The following is a 23,907-nucleotide window of genomic DNA, read 5'->3' on the forward strand; positions in this document are numbered from 1 at the left end:
GATGGGCCCGCTGTGTTGACGACGCCGGGCCCGGGTGCGAACGTGGTCGATCCGCGCACGTCAGGAACTTGGGTCCCGAACAGAGGAAGCACCGGATGACCGTCGTCCCCGCGGCCCTTCCCACGCTTCTCGTCCTGGACGCCGAACCCCTCCCCCGGCTCGGGCGGCTCACCGGTCGGGCCCGGGTGCTGCACACCGACGAGGCCTCGCTCGCCGAACGGCTCCCGGCCGCGGACGTGCTGCTGGTGTGGGACTTCACCTCGCACGCGGTGCGGGCCGCCTGGCCGGGCGAGGGCCCCCGGCCGCGCTGGGTGCACACCGCGAGCGCGGGCGTGGACCATCTGATGTGCCCGGAACTCACCGCGTCGGACACCGTGGTGACGAACGCGCGCGGGATCTTCGACGAGCCGATCGCCGAGTACGTCGCCGCGCTGGTCCTGGCCATGGCCAAGGACCTGCCGCGCACCTGGGAGCTCCAGCGGCGCGGCGAGTGGCTGCACCGGGAGAGCCGGCGGGTCGCCGGGGGCCGGGCCGTGGTCGTCGGGTCCGGGCCGGTCGGCCGGGCCGTCGCCCGCACGCTGAAGGCGCTCGGGATGACCGCCGCCGTCGTCGGCCGGGTCCCGCGCACCGGCATCCACGGCCCGCAGGATCTGGACCGGCTCCTCGCCCGCGCCGACTGGGTGATCGCGGCCGCCCCGCTCACCGAGCAGACCCGCGGCATGTTCGACACCCGGCGGTTCGGCGTGATGCAGCCCTCGGCCCGGTTCGTGAACGTCGGCCGCGGGCAGCTGGTCGTCGAGGACGCGCTGGTGCGGGCGCTGGAGCGGCGCTGGATCGCGGGCGCCGCGCTGGACGTCGTCGACGCCGAGCCCCTCGCCCCCGGCAGCCCGCTGTGGCAGGTCCCGGGGCTGCTGATCTCGCCCCACATGAGCGGCGACACGATCGGTTGGCGCGACGAACTCGGGGCGCAGTTCGTGGAGTTGTTCGAACGGTGGGCGGCGGGCCGGCCGCTGAGGAACGTGGTCGACAAGCAACGCGGGTACGTGCCCGGACACTGACGGCCCGCATGCCCGGGGGGGGATGCCCCGGGAGGGTGCTCAGGCGTGGTCCGGGGCCGTCCGACGCAGTTCCTCCTGCCAGACCGGGCTCGCGAAGTAGTGGTTGTCGTACTGCTCGGAGCTCGCGCGGATCGCCTCGACGTCCGCCTCGCCGCGGTAGACCCGCTCCAGCAGCCGGTAGTAGTCGAAGCGGTGCAGGCCGGGGGTGAAGAGGACCAGCAGCTCGGCCGTGCTGTCGGCGGCCGGCGCGAACGCGTGCGGGACGGTCGGCGGGACGGTGAGGAAGTCGCCCCGGTTCAGGGTGCGCACCTCGTCGCCGACCAGGAAGCGCATCGTGCCGTCCAGGACGAGGAAGACCTCCGTCGCCCGGGTGTGGAAGTGCGCGGGGGCGCCGGGGGACCCCTTGGCGAAGGTGGCCTTGTTGGCGGTGACGGCCCCGCCGGTGGCGCCCGCGTCGGCGAGCAGGGTGATCAGGCTGAGGGCGCCGTCCTGCAGGGTCTCGGCCTGGTCGGCGCGGACGAGGAGGGGGCTGGTGCTGCTCATGGGGACTCCCTGGAGATCGGTGGATGGTCGGCGGCTGACCCGCCCGGCCGGCACACCCATGAATCTAGGGGTGGGAAAGACCTTCCGGATGGTTCATTCGAGGGCTGTTCCCATGGGTCAATTCACCGAAGGGGAACACGAGAGGAGTCACGCTCCGTGACTCCTTGTCGTCGCCGCGCCTCCTGGACGTCCCGGCCTGGGGAGGGATCTCCCCGACGGTCACACGGGCGACCGGCGCGCGTTCGTCGGACGCCTTTGCCATGGCGATGATCCGCGTTTGACCAGCGGCACCGCTCCACGCCGGCCGCCCACCGCCCCCGTCCCACCCGCACCCAAGGAGCCGGTGCGACGATCGGGGCCCGAAGTGACCGGCATGACTCGTATGAAGTCGGGTAGCCGCGCGCCCATGGCTCGACCACAAGCACACCGATCAGGAACCGACGAGAGACCCCCCGGGAGGCTGAGTCGCCGTTCGCTCTTTGCGGGAGCGGTGTCGCTGGGCATCGCGGGAAGTCTCGGGGCGGCCGGCTGCAGCCGCGTCCCGGACGGCGGAAAGGTGCTGGGAGGAAGCCTCCTGGACACCCTGCGCGATCAGGGATCCGTGAAGATCGGCATCGCCAGCGAGCCACCCTTCGGATACGTGGGAGACGACGGACAGGCCACCGGGGAGGCGCCCGCGATCGCGGAGGTCGTCTTCAAGCGACTCGGCGTCGACGACGTCACACCGGTGCCGGTGGACTTCGGCGCCCTGATACCCGGTCTGAAGGCCCGGCAGTTCGACGTGGTGTCCGCCGGGATGTACATCAACCCCGTCCGGTGCGAGCAGGTGCTGTTCGCCGACCCGGACTACCTGATGCTGGACGCCTTCATCGTCAGGAAGGGCAATCCGCACGGCATCAGGACGTACGACGACGTCCGGAAGAAGGGGCTGAGACTCGCCACCGGCAAGGCCTACGCCCAGATCGACTACGCCAAGGCGGCGGGCGTCGGCGACGTCCTGGTCCTGCCGGACCAGGTGGCAGGCCTCGACGCGGTGGCCCAGGGCCGGGTGGACGCCTTCGCCGGCACCCGGATCACGGTCAGGTCGGCGGTGGCGGATTCCGCACGCGTGTCGGCGACCGAGCCGTTCCAGCCCGTGGTCGACGGCAAGCCCGCCTACGGCGCCGGCGGATTCGCCTTCCGGCAGTCCGAGAAGAACCTCCGTGACGCCTTCAACAAGGAACTGCTGAAGCTCAAGCAGGACGACTACCGGGAACTCCTGCGGATCGTCGGTCCGTTCGGCTTCACCAAGGCCGACATGACGGACCTCACGGCGAAGGAGCTGTGCGGCTGATGATGAGTTCCGAGTTCTTCACCACCTGGTTCCTGCCGGGTGTCTGGATCACCGTTCAGGTGACCGTCTGCGCCGCCGCCCTCGGCGCGGCCGTCTCCTTCGGCATCGGGCTCGCCCGCGGCTCGCGGCTCTGGATCGTGCGCTTCGTGGCCGGCGCCTACTTCGAGGTCTTCCGCGGCATGTCGGCGTTGGTGCTGATGTTCTGGATGTTCTTCGCGCTGCCCCTCTTCGGCTGGCAGCTGGAGCCCCTGTGGGCCGGCGTCAGCGCACTGGGCCTGACCTACGGCGCCTACGGCTCCGAGATCGTCCGCGGTTCGCTGGCGGCCGTCCCGACGGCCCAGAAGGAGGCGGGCGTCGCGCTCAACCTCACCCGGTGGCAGCGGCTGCGCCTGGTGGAGCTGCCCCAGGCCTGGCCCGAGATGTTGCCGCCGTTCAACAACCTGCTGATCGAGCTGCTGAAGGGCACCGCCCTGGTCTCGGTCATCACGGTGGCCGACATGACGTTCGCCGGCAATCTGCTCCGGCTGGGCACCAACGAGACCACCCCGATCTACACGCTGCTGCTGGTCCTCTACTTCGTCCTCGCCTTCGTCATCACCCGCGGCATGCGAATGCTGGAGCGCAGGGCGAAGGCCGGGATCGGGGAGCGGCCGGAGAAGTCCGGCGGCGTCGGCGTGAAGCCCGGCGCCCGCGGCGGGAGCCCGGCGGCCGGTTCGCCGTCCGCGGGAGGTGGGCGATGAACTGGGACTGGAACGTCGTCGACGATTTCATGCCGCGGTTCTGGGACGGCGTGCTCGTCACCCTGCAGGCGCTGGCCGTCGGCAGCCTGATCGCCTTCGCGCTGGGGCTGGTCTGGGCGCTGGCACAGCGGTCCGCACGCGCCTGGGTGCGCTGGCCGGTCGTCGCCGTGACCGAGTTCATCCGCAACACCCCCCTGCTGGTGCAGCTGTTCTTCCTCTTCTACGTGGTGCCCAACTTCGGCCCCTCGATGTCACCGCTCACCACCGGCATCGTCGGTCTCGGGCTGCACTACTCCACGTACACCGCCGAGGTCTACCGGGCGGGCATCGACGGCGTCCCGGCCGGCCAGTGGGAGGCGGCCACGGCGCTGAGCCTGTCCAGGGGCCGCACCTGGCGGGTGGTGATCCTGCCGCAGGCGATCCGCCGCGTCGTCCCGCCGCTGGGCAACTACGTCATCGCCATGCTCAAGGACTCCCCGATGATCGCGACCATCGGCGCGTTCGACATGCTCGGCGAGGCCCAGACCTTCAGCAACGAGACCTTCACCACGGAGGCGCTCACCGTGGTGGGCGTGGCGTTCATCGTCATCGCCTACCCCGCCTCCCTTCTGATCCGAGTCCTGGAGCGACGCCTTGTCCGCTGACACCGACCCCGCACAGACCACCGACACCCTCGCCAACCCGCCGGTGGACGGCACCGAGCTGATCCGGTTCGACCAGGTCACCAAGCGCTTCGGCGACAACACCGTCCTCGACCGGCTCGACTTCTCCGTCGACTCCGGCAAGCACGTCACCCTCATCGGCCCGTCCGGCTCCGGCAAGACGACGATCCTGCGGCTGCTGATGACCCTGGCCACGCCGGACGAGGGCACGATCCGGGTGGGCGGCGACTACCTGACCCACGAGGAGCGGGGCGGCAAGCTGGTCCGGGCCGGCGAGAAGCACGTCCGCGAGGTCCGCAAGAACATCGGGATGGTCTTCCAGCAGTTCAACCTCTTCCCCAACATGAAGGTGCTGCGCAACATCACCGAGGCCCCGGTCACCGTCCTCGGCCTGTCCAGGGACGAGGCCGAGCAGCGCGCCCGCGAGCTGCTCGAACTGGTGGGTCTGAGCGAGCACGTCGACAAGTACCCCACCCAGTTGTCCGGCGGCCAGCAGCAGCGGGTCGCCATCGCCCGCGCCCTGGCGATGCGGCCCCAGGTCCTGCTGCTCGACGAGGTGACCTCCGCGCTGGACCCGGAGCTGGTGGCCGGCGTCCTGGACGTGCTGCGGGACATCGCCCGCACCACCGACATCACGATGCTCTGCGTGACCCACGAGATGAGCTTCGCCCGGGACATCTCGGACCAGGTCCTGATGTTCGACTCGGGCCGCGTCATCGAGTCGGGCCCGCCGGAGAAGATCTTCAGCGACCCGGAGCAGCGACGCACCCGGGAGTTCCTCAGCGCCGTGCTGTGAGCGCGGGGCGGCGCGGGACCGGGGCGGGGCCTGGGAGCGAGAGCCGGGGGCCGGGGCCGTTGGCCAGGAGCTGGGGCCGTCGGCCAGGCCGGGGCCGTTGGCCAGGCACCGGTAGCCGGGGCCAGGGCCGGTGGCCGGTGCCAGGGGCCGGGGCCAGGGGCCGGTGGCCGGGGCCAGTGGACAGGGGCCGGGGGCCAGGCCGGGGCCGGGGGCCGGGCCGGGGCCGGGGGCCGGGGGGTCGGCGGCCGGGCCCGCGCTTGGCATATGCCGACGGAACAATCGCCCTGCTGGGAGGGGCGCAATCCTCTCGACCCCCTCCCCGCAGGGCCGTTGGCCGTTATGGTGGAAGCGGTTCACTGACCGGATTACGGCCCACTACAGCAAGCGCTGCCTACACAGCCGGCGCAGGGGGAACCGTGGCGCTGAAGCACGAGCCGACCGCCCCGTACCACTCGGCCCAGGAGGCGTTGCGCGTCCTGGAGACGGTGGCGCGGCACTCCACCGGTGTCACCGACGACGAACTCGCCCGCGAGAGCGGCCTCGGCACGGAGCGGCTGACCACGCTCCTGCGCATGCTGCGCCGCGAGGGCTATGTGGAGCAGCTCGCCGACGGGGCGTACGTCACCGGCGACGCCCTCGCCCGGCTGGGCTCCGCGCACCACCGGGAGCAGGCCCTGCACGACAAACTGCAGCACACCCTCGACCGGCTGCGCGACTGCGTGGGCGCGGCCGTCTACATCAGCCGGTACGTCGACGGAGAGGTCACGATCACCCAGTACGCCGACGGCCCGGCCACGCCGTCCGTCAACGAGTGGGTGGACTTCCGCTCCTCGGCGCACGCCACCGCGCTGGGCAAGAGCCTTCTCGGCCAGCTCGACCACAACGGCCGCCGCGACCACCTCTCCCGGCACAGGATGGCCCGGCTCACCTCGCGCACCATCACCAGCGACAAGCTGCTGCTGTCCCGCCTGGAGGCGCAGCCGCCCACGGTCCCGGTGCTCGACCTCCAGGAGTACGCCGTCGGCACGGTCTGCGCGGCCGTCCCGATCACCGCCGGCGCCACGGCCGGCTGTCTGGCGCTCTCCCTGCCCGTCGCCCACGCCCATCGGCTCCGCGAGGCCGCCGAGACCCTGAACCGGAACGCGGCGCCGGTACTGCTGTCGCTCGCCATCTGAGTGCCGCCCCGGGGAATGCGCCGGGTGGTCGGGAGCACCCCCGCGGACCAGGTAGTATTTTCTCCGTCGCCAGCCGCCGAAGGCGGAGGGCGGGAGTCATGCGCCGCTAGCTCAGTTGGTTAGAGCAGCTGACTCTTAATCAGCGGGTCCGGGGTTCGAGTCCCTGGCGGCGCACAGATGAAGGGCCTCTCGTGGACACGAGGGGCCCTTCGCCTTGTCCCGCCCGGTCCGCTCGGTCCGCTCGCCCGGTTCGCTCCGCTCGGGCCGCATCCTAATTCTGCTCCTGAGTTCCTCCCGTTCGCACCGATCGCCCCACTTGCCCCGCTTCCGCCGCCTCCGGTGCCGTCAGCCTCCGGTAGCCGGTCTCCCCGGGCGGTCGCCACCAGACCGGGTCGGCGCAGTTCGGCCCCTCGCGCCGCAGCAGCGCCCGGTGGATCTTGTTGGTGGCGGTGACGGGCATCCGCTCGGTCACCCGCACGAACCGGGGCGCCATCTTCGTACCCAGGTCGGGCTGGGCGAGCAGGAACGCACCGAAAGCGACCGGATCGAAGGTCCCGGCCAGCGTCGCCATCACCTGGTCCCCGGTCACCGGATCCGGCGCCGCGTAGACGGCGACGGCGGCCGCCCCCTCGTAGCGGGCGAGGATGTTCTCGATCATCGCGGCGGCCAGGTTCTCGCCGTCGACGCGCAGCCGGTCGTCGGTGCGGCCGGCGAAGTAGAGGAAACCGTCGCGGTCGCGGTAGAAGAGGTCGCCGGTCCAGTACGCGCCGTCCTCGCGGCGCCGCTCCGCCTCCGCCGCGGGGTTGCGCCAGTAGCCCTCGAACGGGTTCGGCCCCCGGTTGACCAGCTCCCCGATCGCCTCGTCGCCGTTCAGCAGCCGTCCCGCCGCGTCGAACACGGCCGGCGGGCACTGCGCGCGCGTCTCGGGATCGAGGACGACGAGACCGGCGCCCGCCCGGCCCACCGCCCCCGCCGGGGTCCCGGGGGACCACTGCACGGCCGCCCCGCCCTCCGAGGAGCCGTAGCCCTCCACCAGCCGCACGCCGAACCGGCGCTCGAAGGCCTGCGCGTCCACCGCGCCCGCTTCCGTGCCGAAGCCCAGCCGCAGCACGTGGTCGCGGTCGTCCGGGCCCGGCTCGGTGGCCAGGATGTACTGGATCGCCCGGCCGACATAGGTGAAGTACGTCGCCCGGTGGCGTCGGACGTCCGCCAGGAAGCCGGACGCGGAGAAGCGCCGGCGCAGGGCCGCCCCGGCCCCGGCCGTCAGCGCGGGCGCCCAGTCGGCGATCACCGCGTTGCCGTGGAACATGGGCATGCAGACGTAGTGGACGTCGTCCGGGCCCACGGAGAACTGCCGGGCCAGGGAGCGCCCGGCGGCGGCCAGCCGGCCCTGGGTGCAGATCGCGGCCTTGGGCGCGCCGGTCGAGCCGGAGGTGAAGTACAGCAGGAGCCGGTCGGCCGGGGTGGCCCGGGAGGGGTCCGGGCGGGCGTCCGCGTACGGGGCGAGCAGGGCGTCGTACTCCGGCGTGCCGGTGATCAGCAGCCTGACTCCGGGCAGGTCGAGCCCGGTGAGCAGGGGCAGGTGGGCCCGCTCGGTGATCAGCAGCCGGCACTCGGTGTGCAGGATGTCCCGGGCCAGCTCGGGGCCGCGCCGGGTGGAGTTGACTCCGGCGACGGCCGCCCCGGCCAGGGCCGCGGCCGACAGCCACAGGGGGTACTCCGGGGTGTTGTCCAGCAGCACCCCCAGGTGCGGCGGGCCGCCCGGCGGCAGCAGATCGCGCAGCAGGGCCGCCCGGGCGGCGGCGCCGGCGGCGGCCTCGTGGTGCGTGAGGACGGCGTCCTCGCACCACAGCCCCGGCCGGTGGTCGCCCCACCGGGCCGCCACGAGTTCGGCGACGGTACCGGTCGCCTTGGTCGACTCCATGGCAGCGTACGGTAGTTGACGCGCCGTCAGATGTGGAGGGCTACGGCATCGGCATCAGGTCACCCGTCTCGTCGAACATCCAGTGCGCCGTGACCATGAAGAAGACGCAGAAGGCGAGGACCGCCCCCAGGAAGCCCAGCAGACATCCCGACTCGGCGTAGAGCCTGCCGCGAGCGGGGGCCTTGGCGGTGGCCTCCTCGGGGTGGCCGGCCGCGTAGTGGACCGTGACGATGTCGCCCTCGAGGATCGTGCCCGGGCCGTTCTCCTCCTCGAAACGGACGACCCGGCCGTCACGGGTGGTGAACTCGAAGACATGGTGCAGAGTGGTGCTGATCGTCGTGTCGCCGCCACCACTGGCGGTCGTGTACGACCGCAGACAGCGCGCCTCCGCGGTGAGGCCGCCGTTCCAGGCCCGGGCGATCCGCCGGGACCGGCCCAGCAGCCGGACCATGACGAGCAGCAGGCCGGCCGCCATGACGGCCGGCACGGCGTAGAAGAACGTTTCCATGAGCTCCCCCGATGTCCTCACGCGGGCCTGGTCGGGCCCGCGTGCAGGGAACGTACCCGCGCGCGGGCCCGGGGGAGCTCAAGCGATGCTCAGGAAAGACGGCCGCTCAGAAGGTGACGTCCGAGCAGGCGTAGAACGCGTTGGCCGTGTCGGCGACGGTCCACACCGCGACGATCACGTGACGTCCGCTGAGCCCGGACGGCAGCGTGCCGCTGTGCGAGAGGGTCGACGGGGGCCGCTGACCGCCGTAGGGCACGGTCAGGAACGGCGTGAGGTTGAGGTCGGAGCGGGCCAGGTTGTGGTTCTGGTTCCAGCCCTGCCTGGTGACGTAGTACTTGAAGTCGGTCGTGGCGTGCATCGCGGTGAACTGCCAGCGGAAGGTGTAGCTCTGCCCGCCGCTCACCTTGGTCGTCGGCCACGCCCCGCCCGAGGGGGTCTTCGCACTGTCGAGCTGGGCGAAGCGGGTGTTGTCGCCGGAACAGATCCGGCCGTCCGCGGGACCGGAGGCCGGGAAGCCCTTCGGGCCCTCGACGCTCTGCGGCTCCCACTGGATGTCGCCGCAGTCGGCGACGGAGCCGTTCTGGCAGAGCTTCTGCCGGCTGACGGGGAGGTCGGTGTAGCCGTGGCCGCTCGCGCCCCCGGCGGTGAGCACGAAGGCTCCCGCCGTGGTGAGCCCGAGCGCGGCGGCGTACCACTTGGTCTTTTTGCGCATGCTGCCGCTCCTGGAGAACGTGGGGAGTTCAGTGAGCCGAGCCGTGCAGGTCTAGACCAAGTTCGAGATTATGGGCGTTCATTGAACATGTCCATCCCCATCGCGGATTCTGTTCGACGGGCCGTCAGGGAGACTGCTCCCGCCCGGCGCAGAACGCCACGGTGAGGTCCTTCACCAGCGCCTTGCGCTCGTAGTCGTCGAGCTCCACGAGCCCCCGCATGGTCAGCCGGGTGACCGTGTCCTCCACCGAGTCCACCACCGAGGTCAGCACGGTCGCCCGGTGCTGCGCGTCGAGCGCGGCGATCCGACGGCGGTGCATCGCGGCCGCGACCTCGGGGGCGTACTCGATCCTGAGCGGCTGCACCGAGAACACCTCCAGACCGATCGCACCGGCCTCCCGCGCCACCAGCCTGCTCAGCGCCTCCCCCGCCGCCTCCACCGACCCCCGCCCCGCGCCGGGCGTCTCCACCGGGATCCGGACCAGCGCCGCCTCGACGCACTGGCGCAGGTACGTCTCGTGGTCCTCGACGCCGAGCGTGGCCCGCGCGGTGTCCCGCACCCGCCACACCACCAGCGCCACCACCCGCAGCGCGACCCCGCTGCCGTCGGCGGCCGGCATCGGCTCACTGCGCCAGTGCCGCAGCCGCACGTCCACCCGGCGGCGCAACAGCAGCGGGTTCACCCACAGCAGGCCGGTGCGGCGCACGGTCCCCCGGTAGCGGCCGAACAGACCGAGCACCCAGGCCCGGCCGGTCCGCCCCCGCGCCAGTCCGCCGAAGCCGAACAGCCCCAGCGCGCCCGCTCCCGCGTAGGCGGCCCACTGCTCCGGGCCGAGCCCGGCGCCCGCGAACTCCGGCAGCCGCAGCGCCCGCACCGCGAGCCGCGGCAGCACCCCGGCCCACCACGAGGCGGCCACACAGCCGGCCGCCCCGCAGAAACCGGCGAACACGCCCAGCGCGCCGGGCAGCACCCGGGCCGGCCGCTCCACCAGGTCGGGGTCGACCCGCGCCGCCGGGCGGGGGTTGACCGGCGCGGGGCGGCGCAGCCGCGGCTGCTCCCCGGTGCCCGCCCGGCTGCCCACCACGGCGGGCCCGAGCGGCACCGGCCGTGGCTCCGGCTCGTCGCGGAACAGCAGGTGCACCGGGATCTCGGTGGTCACCTCGTTCTGGATGAGCCGGGTGGCCCTGGTGGGCCCCTCGGGCTCGGGTGTCGGTGAAGTGGTCGTGTGCATGCGTGCCTCCAGCCTCCGCGCCAGATACGCCATGACGGTGAGCGGGTCTACGAGAAGAGTCGCCGCCAGGTCTCCGGACCCGGGTGGCCGTCCGCCGCGCCGCCGCGCCAGCCCTGGGCGCGCTGGAAGGCCTCGACCCCTCGCCGGTCCGCCTCGCCCCAGCGCGGTCCCGGGCCCGTCGTGTAGAACGTGCCGAATCCCCTCTTCACCAGCCGCCTCCCCAGCTGGGTGACGTACGCGCTCCGCACCCCCGGCCGGAACACGGCCCGGCCCGGATACGCGGGGAGGCCCGGCGCCGGGGGCACGGCGGGCGCCCCGGCCGCACCGGTCCCCGCGCCGGTCCCGCCGCCTGAGCCGGCGGGCTTGTTCCTCCCGTCGTCACCGCCGCCGACCGCCTCGTCACCGCCGCCGACCGCGTCGCCTTCGCCGCCGCCGGACGCGGGTGCGACGAGGCCCTTGTAGCGATAGGGGACGTACTGGTCGGAATGGCTCCAGTAGGCGTACGGGGTCGCCTGCCGGCGGGTGGTCGGGCGGGTCTGCTCGTAGGCGACGTAGTAGCTGTGCGTGTAGTCCGTCCAGCCGCCGAAAAGCACGACGTGCGAGCCCTGCTCGGGGTCGGACGGGTTATGGAAGAGAAGAATGTCGCCGGGCTGCAGTTCTTCCTTGGAAATCCTCGTCCCGTACTGGCCGAGGCTGCCCGTCCACTCGTTCCCCGGCAGGTTCCAGGCCATGGAGACGAATCCCGAGCAGTCCTGTCGGTAACCGTCGTACCAGTAGGCGCTCACGCTGTACGGCACCTGCGCCGCGACCCATTGCCCGGCCCGGTTGACGATGTCCGTCCGGGTGGTCGGGGGAAGGGTGACCGGTCCCGCCAGTCCCCCGGGACGCGTCGGCCGCCCGGCCGGTCCGTGCAGCGGCGCCTTGCCTCCCTGCGGGGTCGCAGGCTCGTCACCTGCGGGAACGCCCGGCCGTCCCGGTGGCTGCGGGGCGGCGACGGCGGGCGTCGCCTGAGCGGCGCCGAGCGCGGCGGCCGTCGCGGTGGCGACGACCAGGGCGCGGTGGGCGGACCGGCGACCGCCGAACGGGGCGCGTGAGGAAAGGTGGCTCACCCGCCGCCGCGCTACGCATGCGGGGCAGTCGCAGTCGCTCCCGGGATCGAATTCCTCGAATACCGGAGCTTCCATGCGATTCCCCTCACACTGCGGCTGGAAATGTCCGGGACTGTGCACGCTCGCAGTTTCTCAACTGTCCTGCCGACTCGCATGCTGACGGTCCGAATGATGTACACGGAACCCACCCGGCCCCATGACGCCGTCCGCCGCCCGGAAGGCCGGCCGCGGGTGGTCCTTGGCACCCTCACAGGTCCTGTAGAGTTGTCCCGTCAGCAGGCGCCGCTAGCTCAGTTGGTTAGAGCAGCTGACTCTTAATCAGCGGGTCCGGGGTTCGAGTCCCTGGCGGCGCACAGACATCGAAGGCCCCTCGCGAAAGCGAGGGGCCTTCGTTCGTGTGACCCGTTTGCGGGGTACCTCTACAGCAGAGCCGCGGCCACCCCTTGACTCTCCGTGGCTTCGCAGCCTCCCGCGCCGGACGCCGGGTCACTCCCGCAACCCGAGCGCGCGCGGTCGAGGACCGGTCCGGTCGGCGGTCTCGGGGGGGGCGGGCCGCCGGCCGGACCAGGTGACCTCACGTCAACCGGCGACGCCCGTCAGATACGCCGACACGATCACGTTGGCGGAGTAGCGGCGGGCGGCCGGGTCGAAGGATCCGCCGCACGTGATCAGGCGCAGCTCGGCGCGGCCCGGCCGGCGGGGGCCGTAGGCGCGGCGGGCGTCGAAGCGGTCGCGCGGGACGACCTGGACGCCGTCCACGGTGAACTCGGCGACCTGCCCGTCGTCGCGGACCACCCGTACCGTCTCGCCGCCCTGGAGCGTGCCGAGCCGGTGGAAGACGGCCGGCCGGGTCTCGGTGTCGACGTGCCCCACCAGCAGGGCCGGGCCCGTGGCGCCGGGTTCCGTGCCGCCCGAGTACCAGCCGACGACGCCCGCCTGGTCGAAGGGCGGCGGGTCGATCGCCCCCTCGGCGTCCAGACCGCGCGCGACGACCGGGGCCCGCACGCCGAGTTCCGGGATGTCGACGCGCCGCGGCAGCGCCTGCCCCAACGGCCTCGCGGCCGGCGGGAGGCGGGTCCCTGCCGGGAGCCCGGCCTCCGGCGGGCCGCCGATCGCGGCCAGGTCACCGGCGGCCGGGACGGCCGTGCCCCGCACCTCGGTCGTTCCGCACCCCCACAGCCAGAGGCCGGCCAGCAGCACTGCCCAGGTCAGACCGGTGAGGAGACGGCCCGAAAGGCGTCCGCGGCCGGACATGGGGCCTTCACGGTCGGGCACCGGTCAGTCCGCCTCGGGTCGCCGGCGCAGTCCGCGGAACACGACGACGGCCGCCGTGACGCCCGCGAGCACCAGACCGACGACCGCCTGCACCGTGCCGGGACCGTGGCCGTCCGCCCGCGCCCCCTCGACGGAGGCCAGCGGAGCGGCGCCGCCGCCCCCCCGCGCGCACCGGCGCGACGGGAGAGGCGAGTGGGGCGTCCGAGACCGTCGGCGAGGCGGGTGGGGCAGATGAGGAGTCGAACGCGTCGGGTGCGTCGGCTGCGTCGGCTGCGTCAGGATCGGCGAGGTCGGCGGCCGGGGCGGGAGTGGGCGGGGCGGTGAGGGCGGAGGGAGCGGCGGGAGCGGACGAACCGTTCGAGGGGGCGGAGGCCGGTTGCCGGACCTCGATCCGGCCCTTCACCTGGAGGTCGGCGCAGGCGATCCGCACGTCGTAGGAGCCCGCCGTGAGCGTGGAGCGGACCCGGGTGTCGCCGACGAGCGCGCCGTCCCCGTCGCCCGCGACGACGAGCCGCGCGTCCGCGACGAAGGCGGCCGACACCGCGGTGGCCGTCCTGCCGCCGCAGCCGGTGACCTTCAGGGTGACCTCGGAGCCCGGCGACGGCCTGGACGGCGTGACGGACACGCTGCCCCCTCCGTTCCGGCCGCCGTCGTCCCGGCCGCCGTCGCCCGAGGCGTACGCCGTGGGGACGAGCGCCGCGGCGACGACGGCGACGCCCGCGCAGACAGTGATCTTCAAGACACCCATCGTGAACCTCCAGCTCTCTGGAGACTCCCCCGCCAGGGCCCCGGGCGCATCCTCCGGCGGCGTACGACTGCTCCGTACGAGTGGGAGCCGCGCCGCCGCGGGTTTCAGATCCGGTCGACGAGGTCCGCGATCGAGTCGACGACCTTCGACGGGCGGTACGGGAAGTTTTCGACCTGCTCCGGCCGGGTCAGACCGGTGAGGACCAGGAAGGTCCGCATCCCGGCCTCCATGCCCGCCAGCACGTCGGTGTCCATCCGGTCGCCGATCATCGCGCTGGTCTCGGAGTGGGCGCCGATGGTGTTCAGCCCGGTGCGCATCATCAGCGGGTTGGGCTTGCCCGCGAAGTACGGGCTCTTGCCGGTCGCCTTGGTGATCAGCGCGGCGACCGCCCCGGTGGCCGGCAGCGCGCCCTCGGCGGAGGGGCCGGTCTCGTCGGGGTTGGTGCAGATGAAACGGGCGCCGTCGTTGATGAGCCGGACGGCCTTGGTCATGGCTTCGAACGAGTAGGTCCGGGTCTCGCCGAGGACGACGTAGTCGGGCTCGTGGTCGGTGAGGATGTAGCCGATGTCGTGCAGCGCGGTGGTCAGTCCCGCCTCGCCGATGACGTACGCCGTGCCCTCGGGCCGCTGGTCGTCCAGGAACTGGGCGGTGGCCAGCGCGGAGGTCCAGATGTTCTCGATCGGCACGTCCAGGCCCATGCGCCGCAGACGGGCGTGCAGGTCGCGCGGCGTGTAGATCGAGTTGTTGGTGAGGACCAGGAACGGCTTTCCGGACTCGCGCAGCCGCTTCAGGAAGGCGTCGGCGCCGGGAATCGGTACGCCCTCGTGAATGAGCACACCGTCCATGTCGGTGAGCCACGACTCGATGGGCCTGCGGTCTGCCATGTGCTGAGTCTCCCTGCCGTACGCGAGTACGCGGTTGCTGCGTGTGTACGCGGTCGCTGCGTGCGCCCCAGCCTAGTCACAGGCCCGATCTTGAGGGAATGGCCGGTTCCGGACCGTCCACCGGCTGGGACGCGCGCGGGGACGCGGCCGCGGTTCAACGGCGTCGGCGGGCCAGCAGCAGGGCCGCGCCGGCGGTGAGGAGGCAGGCGGCGGCCGCCACGAGCACCGCGGGCGAGGTGAGGCCGGTACGGGCGAGTTCCTCGGCCTCGTCGGCGAGGGAGAGGTCTCCGGTGTCGGCGGCGGAGGCGTCGGGGCCGGGGGTGGCGGCCGTCGTGGCGTCGCTCGCGGGGGCGCTCGCGGAGCCGCCGGGGGGGTCGGCCGTGGGGCTGGCCATGGGGTGGGCCGTCGCTTCGGGCGTGGCTTGGCCCGGGGGACCGGCGCTGGCTTCGGCGCTGGCTTCGACGGTGGCCGGGTCGGGATCGGCCTCGACGGTGAAGCGGTAGTCGTTCGACTGTCCGACCCAGTCGCCGTCGTCGCCGTGCCGCTGGACCACCGCCGCGTTGGCGGTGACGGCGTCGGCCGCCGTGTCCGGGGCGAGAGCGAACCGCAGCTTGACGGTGAGCGTCCGGCCGGGGCCCACGCTGAACCCCGAGAAGCCGTCGGCCGCGTCGCGGCTCCCGCCGGTGAACGCGCCGACGAGTTCGTCGTCGTCCGTGGGCTCGAAGCGGACCGGGTGCGGTCGGCCGTCGGCGTAGAACTCCAGCCGCGGCTGGGACGCTTTCAGGGTGCGCTCGGCGTCGACCAGGACGACCACCGGGTGGATGGCGTCGCAGGTGCGTCGGGTGGTGTTGGTGAGGTCCAGATACCAGACGGCGTAGCCGCCGCCGGCCCGGTAGGTGTCGGGGCCGCCGTGGATGCGGGTGGTGAGGGGGAAGTCGCCTGCGTCGGGGCCGGCACAGCTCGGGCCGGCTTCCGCGTGGGCGGGCGCGGGGAGAAGGGCGGCGGCCGCGGCGAGGCAGAGGGAGACAGGCGGGCACAGTCGCATGAACACGTGAGCCTGCCCGGCCGACCGCGCCTTCCCCCGACGGCACACCGCACGACCGTGCGATTCCCCTCGTTCGGGCGAGTCCCGGGGCGTGACGGTGCGTGACCTCGGTCGGGCGGGTCTCGGGCGTGACGGTGCGTGACCTCGGTCGGGCGAGTCCCGGGCTTGGCGGGGCAGGGCCCGGGGGGACACCGGGGCCCGGGGGACAGCAGGCCCCCGGGGGACAGCAGGGCCCGGGGGACAGCAGGGCCCCGGGGACAGCAGGGCCCTGGGGGACAGCAGGGCCCTGGGGGACAGCGGGGCCCTGGGGACAGCAGGGGCAGGCGGGCCGCTCCCCGTGGCTCGCCGTCGGCGTATCCCACGTCCCCCCTCCGGACTGCCGGACCGTCCCACGTCCCCCCTTCGGACTGCCGGACCGTCCCCTCGTCCCCTCGTCCCCTCTCCGGACTGCCGGCGCCGCGCCTTCTGTCATCCGGTGGCCCGGCCGAAGACGGGGGCCAGGAGCAGTTGGGCCGCGCCGTGGGCGACGGCCCGTGCGCCGTGGGGGGCGAGACCCACCCGGACGGCGTCCTCCGGGGAGCCCTCCCGGCGGGCCCGGGCGCGCAGGACGGCCGTCACGCCGTGGAGGAAGGGCGCCGGGTCGGCGGCGATCGCGCGGCCGCCCAGCAGTACGGCGTCGATGTCGAGCAGTCCGGCCAGGTTCGCCGCGCCCTCGCCGAGGACGCGTGCCGCCTCGCCTACCTCGCCCCGGCCGAGTGCCGCCAGGCACAGCGCCTCGACGCAGCCCCGGTTGCCGCACGAGCAGGGCGGACCGTCCAGCTGGATGACCTGGTGCCCGAACTCGCCCGCGCCGGTGCGCGCCCCGCGGTGCAGGGTCCCGCCGATGACCAGGCCGGCGCCGAGTCCGGTGCCCAGGTGGAGACAGGCGAAGGAGCCGTGCTCGCCGCCGACGGCGAGACCGAGCGCGGCCGCGTTGGTGTCCTTGTCGACGACCACCGGCGTCCCGAGCCGCTCCGCCAGCGCGTCCCGCAACGGGAACCCGTCCCACTCGGGGAAGCCGGTGACCCGGTGCAGCACTCCGCGGGCATGGTCGAGGGGGCCGGGGAGGGCCACACCGACGCCGAGCAGGGTCGGCGTCGCGGGTGCCGGGCCGGGGACGAGGGAGACGCCGGGCGGGACGCCCTCGGGGGCGAGGAGGTCACCGGTGCCGGCCGGGCCGTCCCCGAGGGCGGCAGGGGCACCCGCCGGGAAGCCGCCGAGGGCGGCAGGCGCGCCCGCCGCGGGATCGCCGAGGGCGGGAGGGGTGCGGGCCGGGAAGCCGCCGAGGGCGGCAGGGGCACCTGCCGCGGGATCGCCGGGGGCGGGAGGGGTGCGGGCCGGGAAGCCGCCGGGGGCGGGAGGCGCGCCCGCCGCGGGATCGCCGGGGGCGGGAGGCGTGCGGGCCGGGAAGCCGCCGAGGATCTTCGTCACCTCCCGCACCACCGCCCCCAGCACCGCTTCCGCCCCCGCGCCCAGCGACAGCGGTACGCAGCGCTCCCGCACCGTCCGCCCGTCGAGGTCGGCCAGCACCACCCGCAGCTCGTCGCGGTCGAGGTGGACCCCGACCGCGTGGCCGGCCTCCGGCACCAACCGCAGCACGGTGCGCGGCTTGCCGCCGGTGGACGCGCGGTGTCCCGCCTCCGCCGCCAGTCCCTCCTGCCGCAGCCGTGCCGTGATCTTGCTGACCGCCTGCGGGGTGAGCCCGGTGCGCTCGGCCAGTTCCAGGCGGCTGATGCCGTCCGGTCCCGCCGTGCGCAGGAGGTCGAGCACGAGCGCGGTGTTGTGGCTGCGCAGAGCCAGTAGGTTGACGCCTCCGTCCGTCCTGTTCACAGTCCCATTCTCCCCCCTGCTTGCACTTTGGCAACAGCGTTGCGAAAGTGGGAGCCATGACAGGTACTCCTCTCCGCGTGGGCCTGATCGGCTACGGCCTCGCCGGTTCCGTCTTCCACGCCCCGCTGATCAGCGCCACCGAGGGCCTCGTTCTCGACTCGGTGGCCACCTCGAACCCGGAGCGGCAGGAGCAGGCCCGCGCCGAGTTCCCGGACGTGCGCGTCGCCGCGACCGCCGACGACCTCCTCGCCCGCGCCGACGAGCTGGACCTGCTCGTGATCGCGTCGCCGAACAGGACGCACGTCCGGCTCGCCTCCACCGCCCTGCGGGCCGGCCTGCCGGTCGTCGTCGACAAGCCGGTCGCGGGCACGGCGGCCGAGGCCCGCGAGCTGGCCGCCCTCGCCGAGGAGCGCGGGCTGCTCCTCTCCGTCTTCCAGAACCGCCGGTGGGACAACGACTTCCTGACCCTGCGCAAGCTGCTGGCCGAGGGCGAGCTGGGCGAGGTGTGGCGGTTCGAGTCACGGTTCGAGCGGTGGCGGCCGCTGCCGAAGGGCGGCTGGCGCGAGTCCGGCGACCCGGCAGAGATCGGAGGTCTTCTCTACGACCTCGGCAGTCATGTCGTCGACCAGGCGCTGGTCCTCTTCGGCCCGGCGGTCTCCGTGTACGCGGAGGCGGACGTCCGCAGGCCCGGCGCGGAGACCGACGACGACACCTTCATCGCGCTGACCCACGCGAACGGCGTCCGCTCCCACCTGTACGTCTCGGCGACGACCGCCCAGCTCGGGCCCCGGTTCCGGGTGCTGGGCTCGAAGGCGGGCTATGTGAAGTACGGCCTCGACCCGCAGGAGGCGGCGCTGAGGGAGGGCGAGCGACCAGGCACGTCGGCGGACTGGGGCACGGAGCCCGAGGAGCTGTGGGGCCGGCTGGGCGCCGGCGAGTCCCCGCTGACCGGCGGGGGCCGCCCCGAACAGACCCTCCCCGGCGACTACCCGGCCTACTACGCTGCGGTGGCCAGAGCACTGATCGACGACGGTCCGAACCCGGTGACGGCCGTCGAGGCGGCCGCCGCCCTCGACGTCCTGGAGGCGGCCCGCCGTTCGGCACGAGACAAGGTGGCGGTGACGCTGTAATGGGCACCCACGAGATCACCCCGAAGTTCACCCCGGAGATCACCCCCAGCCTGGAGGAGCTCCAGGCCCAGGAACGGCGACTGGTCTTCCGCCGGTTCACCCACGACGACGCGTGGGCGCTCGGCTCGCTCCTGGTGGAGCTGGCCCGCGAGCGCCAGGCGCCGGTCGCCGTCGACATCCACCGCGCGGGCCAGCAGCTCTTCCACGCGGCCCTGCCCGGCTCGGCCCCCGACAACGACGCCTGGATCGCCCGCAAGCGCCGGGTGGTCGAGCGCTTCGGCGCCTCCTCCTACCTGGTCGGCTCCCGCTGCCGGGCCAAGGGCACGACGTTCGAGGAGTCGTCCCGCCTCGACCCGGACGAGTACGCGGCCCACGGCGGCTCCTTCCCGATCAACGTGGAGGGCGTGGGCGTGATCGGCGCGGTGACCGTGTCGGGGCTGCCCCACCTGGAGGACCACAGGTTCGTGGTCGAGGTCCTGGAACAGTTCCTGGAGGAGCAGTTGTAGGCCCGCCGTGGCCCGCGCGTCGGGGGAGCCAGGAGCGCCCTGCCCCGAGGGACGCGGGGAACTGCGCGACCAGCCGCGGCCGGCCCGAGACCGGCCCGCGGCCGACGGCCGACGGCAGACCCCGCGCCCCCGCGCTCCCCACCGACGACGTCAGTCCCGCGCCCCCAGCGGAGCGCTACGCGTCCTTGAACTCCTGGCGCTGCCTGCCCAGCCCCTCGATCTCGAGCTCCACCACGTCTCCGGCCCGCAGGAACGGCTTCGGCTCCGGTGCGCCCAGGGCCACCCCCGCGGGCGTCCCCGTGTTGATGACGTCACCCGGGTACAGCGTCATGAACTGGCTGACGTAGCGGACGACCTCCCCTACGGGGAAGATCTGCTCGGCCGTGGTCCCGTCCTGCTTCAGCTCCCCGTTCACCCAGAGCCTCAGGGACAGGTCCTGCGGGTCGGCGACCTCGTCGGCCGTCACCAGCCAGGGTCCCAGCGGATTGAACGTCTCGCAGTTCTTGCCCTTGTCCCAGGTTCCGCCCCGCTCGATCTGGAACTCCCGCTCGGACACGTCGTGCGCGACGGCGTACCCCGCGACGTGCGCGAGTCCGTCCCGTGCCGACTCCAGATAGCGGGCGGTGCGTCCGATGACGACCGCCAGCTCGACCTCCCAGTCGGTCTTCGCGGACCGGCGCGGCACCAGGACGGTGTCGTAGGGCCCCACGACCGTGTCCGCCGCCTTGAAGAAGATCACGGGTTCGGCGGGCGGCTCGGCCCCCGTCTCCCGCGCGTGGTCGTGGTAGTTCAGCCCGATGCACACGATCTTGCCGATCCGCGCCAGCGGCGGTCCGATCCGCAGCCCGGTCGCGTCCAGCGCCGGCAGTTCCCCGGACTCGGCGGCGGCCCGGACCCGGCCGAGCGCCGCGTCGTCGGCGAGCAGCGACCCGTCGACGTCCGGGACGACCCCGGAGAGGTCCCGCAGGACCCCCTCGGAGTCGAGCAGCGCGGGACGCTCCGTTCCGGCCGTACCGACTCGCAGCAACTTCATGGTGATGATCTCCCTCGATCGCGGGTCGTCCGCCGACGGGTGCAGCCATCGGATGACTGGTCGATCCTCCAGACTGGGCGTCCACTCCGCAATACCCGGTTCACGTACTGGACTCGATCGGACCCGGCCGGACCCGACCGGACCCGGCCTGACTCGGCCGGCCTCGACCGTCACCGAGCAAGGACGACCCGCTCGACCGCGCTCCAGGTCGTGCTGGTGATGACGTACAGCGCGGCGGCCAGCGGTACGACGGCCACGGTGACCAGCGTGAAGAAGGACATGAACGGCATGACCTTGGTCAGGACGCCGGCCCCGGGCAGGTCCTGGCCGCCGGTCGCGGGCAGCGGCCTCCGCCTGGCGCGCCGGTAGTTGAAGGACGCGACGGCCGTGACGACGGCGAAGAGCGCGAGGTAGACCAGCCCTGCCCCGCCGACCGGACCGCCCCCGGCGAGCGCGTCCGCCCACCGGCCGCCCAGGGGCGCGCTGAACAGGTGGTGGTCCAACAGCTCGTGGCCCGCGCCGCCGGCCGAGGAGCCGGTGAAGAGGCGGTAGAGCACGAAGAACGCGGGGAGTTGCAGCAGGCTGGGCAGGCAGCCGGAGAGCGGCGACACCTTCGCCTCGGCGTGCAGGTCCAGCACCGCGCGCTGCAGCTTCTCGGGGTTCCTGGCGTGCTTCTCGCGCAGTCCCGCGATCTTGGGCTGCAACGCCGTGCGGGCCTTCTGTCCGCGCGCGGCCGCGCGGGACAAGGGGTGGACGAGGAGTCGTACCAGTGCGGTGAACAGGACGATCGCGGCGGCCGCGGAGCCGGCGCCGCACAGCGGCTGGAGCAGGTCGGCGAGTTGCTCGACCAGGCCGGCGAGGACGGACAGGGGTGCGGACATGAGGACGGACATGGGTGAGGAGCCCTCCGGGGGTCTCGTCGTGCCGGTGGTTCAGGGGACTCGGCATGACGACCCGCGCGGGGTCACGGAGTGAAGCGGCGCGCCCTACGCGACGGTCGTCGGGAGGGCGTGACCGGGAGCCCTGGGGCGAGGCCGGCCGGAGGCGTCGGGATCGCGTTGCGGCAGGAAGGCCGTCCGGCGGGCCCGGTCCCTGATGGCCGTCCGCACCCGGGTGGGCGGGACGGCGGGCGCGCTGCGCGCGGCCACCAGCGCGCAGACGGCGAGGGCGGAACCGGCCGCCGCGGTGGCCGCGAGCGCGACGGCGGCCGAGACGGCCGACAGGCTGCCGGAGTCCAGGAGGAGGACGTCCATGACGAGCAGGAGAAGGAGCGGCGGCGCGGAACGCGCGGCGAACCGTTTACGGAACACTTTCCCTCTCCCCTCCCCTCTCGTCGACCGTCCGTCGGCCCGCCCTCGCTCGCGGGGCCGTCGGGCTCGGACCGTCGAACAGTCGGACTGTCAGACCGCCCGGCGGTGCAGTTCCTTACCCGGTTTATACCTCACTCGCGTGGCTGCGGACAGCTTGCCTGCGGACAGCTTGTATCAGGGGTTTGACACAAGATCTCGTCCACGGCATCTTGTACCCACCTCTTGTACTCACCACTTGATACAAGTCTCGCCGGGGGCCGACATGCTCGACACCGTCTCGCCAGAACGTCTGCTGGCTCGCGCCGACCTCTGCGCCCGCTGGGCCGGGCTGACGCTGGGCGCGGTGGTCGCCCAACCGTTGGCGGCCATGGACAGCGACGATCTGGCCATGCGCTTCGTCAGCGCGATCACCGCGTTCGGACTGTGCGCGGTCGGCGGCGTCCTCCTCGGCGACTCCCTGACCCCCGCGCCGCAGGAAGCCGTCCGCACCGCGGCCCTCGCCCCCCGCCGGGTCCGCGACCACGTGCCGCCCCGGATGGCCCCGCTGCTGCTCTTCCAGACCGCGTGCCTCCTCGTCCTCCTGACGGTCGGAACGTTCGCCGCCTCCCCCGACGCCGCCGGCCGCACGGGCCGGGCCATCACCGTCACCTGCCGGAGCGTGACCAGACCGCTGGGCCCCTGGCCCGGCGTCCACTACGCCGCTCCGCTGCTGGCCTCCCTCGTCGTCGGCACCGCCGCCTGCGTCTGGGCGCTGCGCCGCATCGCCCACCGCCCCGGCGACAACCAGCAGCGCCACGACCGCTCCTGGGCGATCACCGCGGCCTGGGGACTGCTGGTCTCCAGCCAGTTGCTGATCGCCCTCGCAATGATCGGCAGAGTGCTGTCCCGCACGACGTGCGCCGGCATGCTGGGCAACGTCACCGCGCTGGTGATCTACCCGCTGAGCCTGCTGACCCTGTTCAGTCTGGGATGGTGCCTGTTCACCATCGTCGTGCCCCGGGCCGTCGGCGATGAGTGAACCCGCCGTCCGCGTCGACACCACCAGCCAGGTGCCGCCGTTCGATCAGATCCGCGCCCAGCTCGCCGCCCTGATCGTCACCGGCCGGCTGACCGAGGGCGAACGGCTGCCGACCGTGCGCCAGCTCGCCGCCGACCTGGGTCTGGCGCCGGGCACCGTCGCCCGCGCCTACCGGGAGCTGGAGGCCGCCGAGCTCATCCGCACACGTCGCGGCGCGGGCACCCGGGTGGCGGCGCCGCCGTCCGAGCCGGCCCACCCCGACCCAGTCCAACTCGCCACCCTGGCACGCGATTTCACGGCCTCCGCCCGCGCGCTGGGGGCCGACGCCGAGGCCGTCCTGACCGCCGTCCGAGACGCCTTGGAGGACGGCGCGTAGGACGACGGGCGAGACGGGCCCGCACGAGGTGGGCGCGGACCGCGCCCTATCCGCGGGGAGCGGTCGCGACCAGGTTGCCCCAGACGACCAGGCGGTAGCGGGAGGTGTACTCGGGCGTGCAGGTGGTGAGGGTGAGGTAGCGGCCGGGGGCGTCGTAGCCGTAGGCGGGCCGGGTGAGGGAACGGGGCACGGGCCGGATGACGCCCGCGTCGCGGGGTGAGGTCTGCGGCAGGATCTCGTCGACGACGTAGGTGTAGGTCGCGTTCCGGGTCGCCACCTCCACCGTGTCGCCCTGCCTGAGACGGTTCAGGCGCCGGAAGGGCTCGCCGTGCGTGTTGCGGTGCCCGGCGACCGCGAAGTTGCCCTCCTGGCCCGGCTGTTGGGTGCCGGTGTAGTGGCCGACGTACCCCTTGTCGAGGACGTCCCGCTTGCTCGTGCCCTCGGCGACGGGGACCCGCAGGCCGAGGCGCGGGATGCGGAGCACGGCGTAGGCCTGCGAGGAGCGGGGCGCGCCGTCGGACGCGGTGGCCCTCGCGCCGCCGTCGCCCGACCGCCCGGGACCGCCGTCGGCCCCGGAGCCCGACCCGGCGTCCGTTCCCGTTCCCGCTCCCCCTCCCCCTCCCCCTCCCGCAGCCGTTCCCGTCCCCGGGCCGGAGGCGGCGTCGTTCGCGTCGGCGTCTCCCCACTCCCGCTCCAGCGCCTCCACCCGCCGCTCCGCGCCCTCCTTGGCCTCCCGGTTGGTCCACCACAACTGGTGCGCGACGAGGAGCAGCACCAACACCCCTGCGGTGACTAGGACTTCGGCGCCGCTCCAGAGCACCCGCCGGTACCGGGCCTGCCGCCGCCGGGTGCTGTGCTGCACGAGAGGGATCCGCACGCGGGCACGATAGGCGGCGCGGGACGAGGTCTCCAGACCGTTCGC

The 23,907-nt window shown here is 73.4% G+C and carries 25 protein-coding genes and 2 tRNA genes; 12 read left to right on the top strand and 15 right to left on the bottom strand.

The genetic code is table 11. From position 1 onward, the window contains the following. Nucleotides 1-95 precede the first annotated feature (95 nt). Nucleotides 96-1,058 (top strand): D-2-hydroxyacid dehydrogenase, encoded by a 963-nt coding sequence (locus ACFVYK_RS13025; RefSeq protein ID WP_389772409.1) that lies wholly within the window; start codon nt 96-98, stop codon nt 1,056-1,058. Between the two features lie 39 nt (nt 1,059-1,097). Here ACFVYK_RS13025 and ACFVYK_RS13030 read toward each other — a convergent pair whose 3' ends face one another. Further along, a complete protein-coding gene (locus tag ACFVYK_RS13030; protein WP_389772411.1) occupies nt 1,098-1,601 on the bottom strand; it encodes a cupin domain-containing protein in 504 nt (167 codons plus the stop codon). Between the two features lie 406 nt (nt 1,602-2,007). On the opposite strand from ACFVYK_RS13030, the gene ehuB reads away from it, so the two are divergent. The 6 genes from ehuB to ACFVYK_RS13060 all read left to right on the top strand — a co-directional run bounded on the left by ehuB (nt 2,008) and on the right by ACFVYK_RS13060 (nt 6,481). Continuing rightward, nucleotides 2,008-2,934 (top strand): ectoine/hydroxyectoine ABC transporter substrate-binding protein EhuB, encoded by a 927-nt coding sequence (ehuB, locus tag ACFVYK_RS13035; protein WP_389772414.1) that lies wholly within the window; start codon nt 2,008-2,010, stop codon nt 2,932-2,934. Next, complete coding sequence (ehuC, locus tag ACFVYK_RS13040) at nt 2,934-3,674, top strand: ectoine/hydroxyectoine ABC transporter permease subunit EhuC (RefSeq protein ID WP_389772416.1); 741 nt, start codon at nt 2,934-2,936, stop codon at nt 3,672-3,674. Before ehuB ends, ehuC begins: the two co-directional genes overlap by 1 nt. Continuing rightward, entirely contained in the window at nt 3,671-4,318 is a 648-nt protein-coding gene (gene ehuD, locus ACFVYK_RS13045) for an ectoine/hydroxyectoine ABC transporter permease subunit EhuD (protein ID WP_256918306.1), read from the top strand. The genes ehuC and ehuD overlap by 4 nt, the downstream gene beginning before the upstream one ends. Then, nucleotides 4,308-5,132, top strand: coding sequence for an ectoine/hydroxyectoine ABC transporter ATP-binding protein EhuA (gene ehuA, locus ACFVYK_RS13050; RefSeq protein ID WP_389772419.1), 825 nt, complete (start codon nt 4,308-4,310; stop codon nt 5,130-5,132). The genes ehuD and ehuA overlap by 11 nt, the downstream gene beginning before the upstream one ends. A 416-nt stretch (nt 5,133-5,548) precedes the next feature. Then, the gene (locus ACFVYK_RS13055; RefSeq protein ID WP_389772421.1) at nt 5,549-6,307 is read left to right on the top strand and encodes an IclR family transcriptional regulator; all 759 of its coding nucleotides are present in this window, start codon (nt 5,549-5,551) and stop codon (nt 6,305-6,307) included. Between the two features lie 100 nt (nt 6,308-6,407). Beyond that, a tRNA-Lys gene (locus ACFVYK_RS13060) sits at nt 6,408-6,481 on the top strand. 97 nt (nt 6,482-6,578) lie between these two features. Here the strand turns inward: ACFVYK_RS13060 and ACFVYK_RS13065 are convergent. The 5 genes from ACFVYK_RS13065 to ACFVYK_RS13085 all read right to left on the bottom strand — a co-directional run bounded on the left by ACFVYK_RS13065 (nt 6,579) and on the right by ACFVYK_RS13085 (nt 11,866). Further along, complete coding sequence (locus ACFVYK_RS13065) at nt 6,579-8,231, bottom strand: AMP-binding protein (RefSeq protein ID WP_389772424.1); 1,653 nt, start codon at nt 8,229-8,231, stop codon at nt 6,579-6,581. Nucleotides 8,232-8,271: 40 nt separating this feature from the next. Continuing rightward, nucleotides 8,272-8,739 carry a DUF3592 domain-containing protein gene (locus tag ACFVYK_RS13070; protein WP_389772426.1) on the bottom strand — a complete coding sequence of 156 codons (468 nt, stop codon included), beginning with the start codon at nt 8,737-8,739 and terminating at the stop codon, nt 8,272-8,274. A 106-nt stretch (nt 8,740-8,845) separates the two neighbouring features. Beyond that, complete coding sequence (locus ACFVYK_RS13075; RefSeq protein WP_389772428.1) at nt 8,846-9,451, bottom strand: lytic polysaccharide monooxygenase; 606 nt, start codon at nt 9,449-9,451, stop codon at nt 8,846-8,848. Between the two features lie 124 nt (nt 9,452-9,575). After that, nucleotides 9,576-10,682 (bottom strand): SPFH domain-containing protein, encoded by a 1,107-nt coding sequence (locus ACFVYK_RS13080; protein WP_389772431.1) that lies wholly within the window; start codon nt 10,680-10,682, stop codon nt 9,576-9,578. A gap of 47 nt (nt 10,683-10,729) precedes the next feature. Next, entirely contained in the window at nt 10,730-11,866 is a 1,137-nt protein-coding gene (locus ACFVYK_RS13085; RefSeq protein ID WP_389772433.1) for a peptidoglycan-binding protein, read from the bottom strand. 204 nt (nt 11,867-12,070) lie between these two features. Here ACFVYK_RS13085 and ACFVYK_RS13090 point away from each other — a divergent pair. After that, nucleotides 12,071-12,144, top strand: a tRNA-Lys gene (locus ACFVYK_RS13090). A gap of 226 nt (nt 12,145-12,370) precedes the next feature. Here ACFVYK_RS13090 and ACFVYK_RS13095 read toward each other — a convergent pair. The 5 genes from ACFVYK_RS13095 to ACFVYK_RS13115 form a co-directional block, all read right to left on the bottom strand. Further along, nucleotides 12,371-13,045, bottom strand: a complete 675-nt coding sequence (locus ACFVYK_RS13095; protein WP_389772436.1) for a class F sortase — start codon at nt 13,043-13,045, stop codon at nt 12,371-12,373. Between the two features lie 7 nt (nt 13,046-13,052). Continuing rightward, entirely contained in the window at nt 13,053-13,805 is a 753-nt protein-coding gene (locus ACFVYK_RS13100; protein ID WP_389772438.1) for a hypothetical protein, read from the bottom strand. A 113-nt stretch (nt 13,806-13,918) separates the two neighbouring features. Continuing rightward, complete coding sequence (locus ACFVYK_RS13105; protein WP_389772441.1) at nt 13,919-14,698, bottom strand: HAD-IIA family hydrolase; 780 nt, start codon at nt 14,696-14,698, stop codon at nt 13,919-13,921. A gap of 154 nt (nt 14,699-14,852) precedes the next feature. Beyond that, nucleotides 14,853-15,743 (bottom strand): hypothetical protein, encoded by an 891-nt coding sequence (locus ACFVYK_RS13110; protein ID WP_389772444.1) that lies wholly within the window; start codon nt 15,741-15,743, stop codon nt 14,853-14,855. A gap of 468 nt (nt 15,744-16,211) precedes the next feature. After that, entirely contained in the window at nt 16,212-17,612 is a 1,401-nt protein-coding gene (locus tag ACFVYK_RS13115; protein ID WP_389772447.1) for an ROK family protein, read from the bottom strand. Between the two features lie 56 nt (nt 17,613-17,668). Between ACFVYK_RS13115 and ACFVYK_RS13120 the strand changes: the two genes are divergently transcribed. After that, nucleotides 17,669-18,742, top strand: coding sequence for a Gfo/Idh/MocA family oxidoreductase (locus tag ACFVYK_RS13120; RefSeq protein WP_389772450.1), 1,074 nt, complete (start codon nt 17,669-17,671; stop codon nt 18,740-18,742). After that, nucleotides 18,742-19,248 (top strand): heme-degrading domain-containing protein, encoded by a 507-nt coding sequence (locus tag ACFVYK_RS13125; RefSeq protein WP_389772453.1) that lies wholly within the window; start codon nt 18,742-18,744, stop codon nt 19,246-19,248. The genes ACFVYK_RS13120 and ACFVYK_RS13125 overlap by 1 nt, the downstream gene beginning before the upstream one ends. Before the next feature lie 175 nt (nt 19,249-19,423). On the opposite strand, the gene ACFVYK_RS13130 is transcribed toward ACFVYK_RS13125, so the two are convergent. The 3 genes from ACFVYK_RS13130 to ACFVYK_RS13140 form a co-directional block, all read right to left on the bottom strand. Continuing rightward, on the bottom strand, nt 19,424-20,281 hold the full coding sequence (locus ACFVYK_RS13130) for a fumarylacetoacetate hydrolase family protein (protein WP_389772455.1): 858 nt from the start codon (nt 20,279-20,281) through the stop codon (nt 19,424-19,426). Nucleotides 20,282-20,451: 170 nt separating this feature from the next. Next, nucleotides 20,452-21,150: a YidC/Oxa1 family membrane protein insertase gene (locus ACFVYK_RS13135; RefSeq protein ID WP_389772578.1), complete on the bottom strand. Its 699-nt coding sequence runs from the start codon at nt 21,148-21,150 to the stop codon at nt 20,452-20,454. A 117-nt stretch (nt 21,151-21,267) separates the two neighbouring features. Next, a complete protein-coding gene (locus ACFVYK_RS13140) occupies nt 21,268-21,534 on the bottom strand; it encodes a DUF6412 domain-containing protein (protein WP_389772580.1) in 267 nt (88 codons plus the stop codon). Between the two features lie 319 nt (nt 21,535-21,853). Here ACFVYK_RS13140 and ACFVYK_RS13145 point away from each other — a divergent pair, with 319 nt between their 5' ends. Then, on the top strand, nt 21,854-22,609 hold the full coding sequence (locus ACFVYK_RS13145; RefSeq protein WP_389772458.1) for a hypothetical protein: 756 nt from the start codon (nt 21,854-21,856) through the stop codon (nt 22,607-22,609). Next, on the top strand, nt 22,602-22,985 hold the full coding sequence (locus tag ACFVYK_RS13150; RefSeq protein WP_389772460.1) for a GntR family transcriptional regulator: 384 nt from the start codon (nt 22,602-22,604) through the stop codon (nt 22,983-22,985). The genes ACFVYK_RS13145 and ACFVYK_RS13150 overlap by 8 nt, the downstream gene beginning before the upstream one ends. A 46-nt stretch (nt 22,986-23,031) precedes the next feature. Here ACFVYK_RS13150 and ACFVYK_RS13155 read toward each other — a convergent pair whose 3' ends face one another. Further along, nucleotides 23,032-23,862: a class E sortase gene (locus ACFVYK_RS13155; protein WP_389772463.1), complete on the bottom strand. Its 831-nt coding sequence runs from the start codon at nt 23,860-23,862 to the stop codon at nt 23,032-23,034. Nucleotides 23,863-23,907: the final 45 nt, after the last annotated feature.

This window comes from Streptomyces sp. NPDC058291 (assembly GCF_042880855.1).
In the GTDB taxonomy this organism is placed as follows: Bacteria; Actinomycetota; Actinomycetes; order Streptomycetales; family Streptomycetaceae; genus Streptomyces.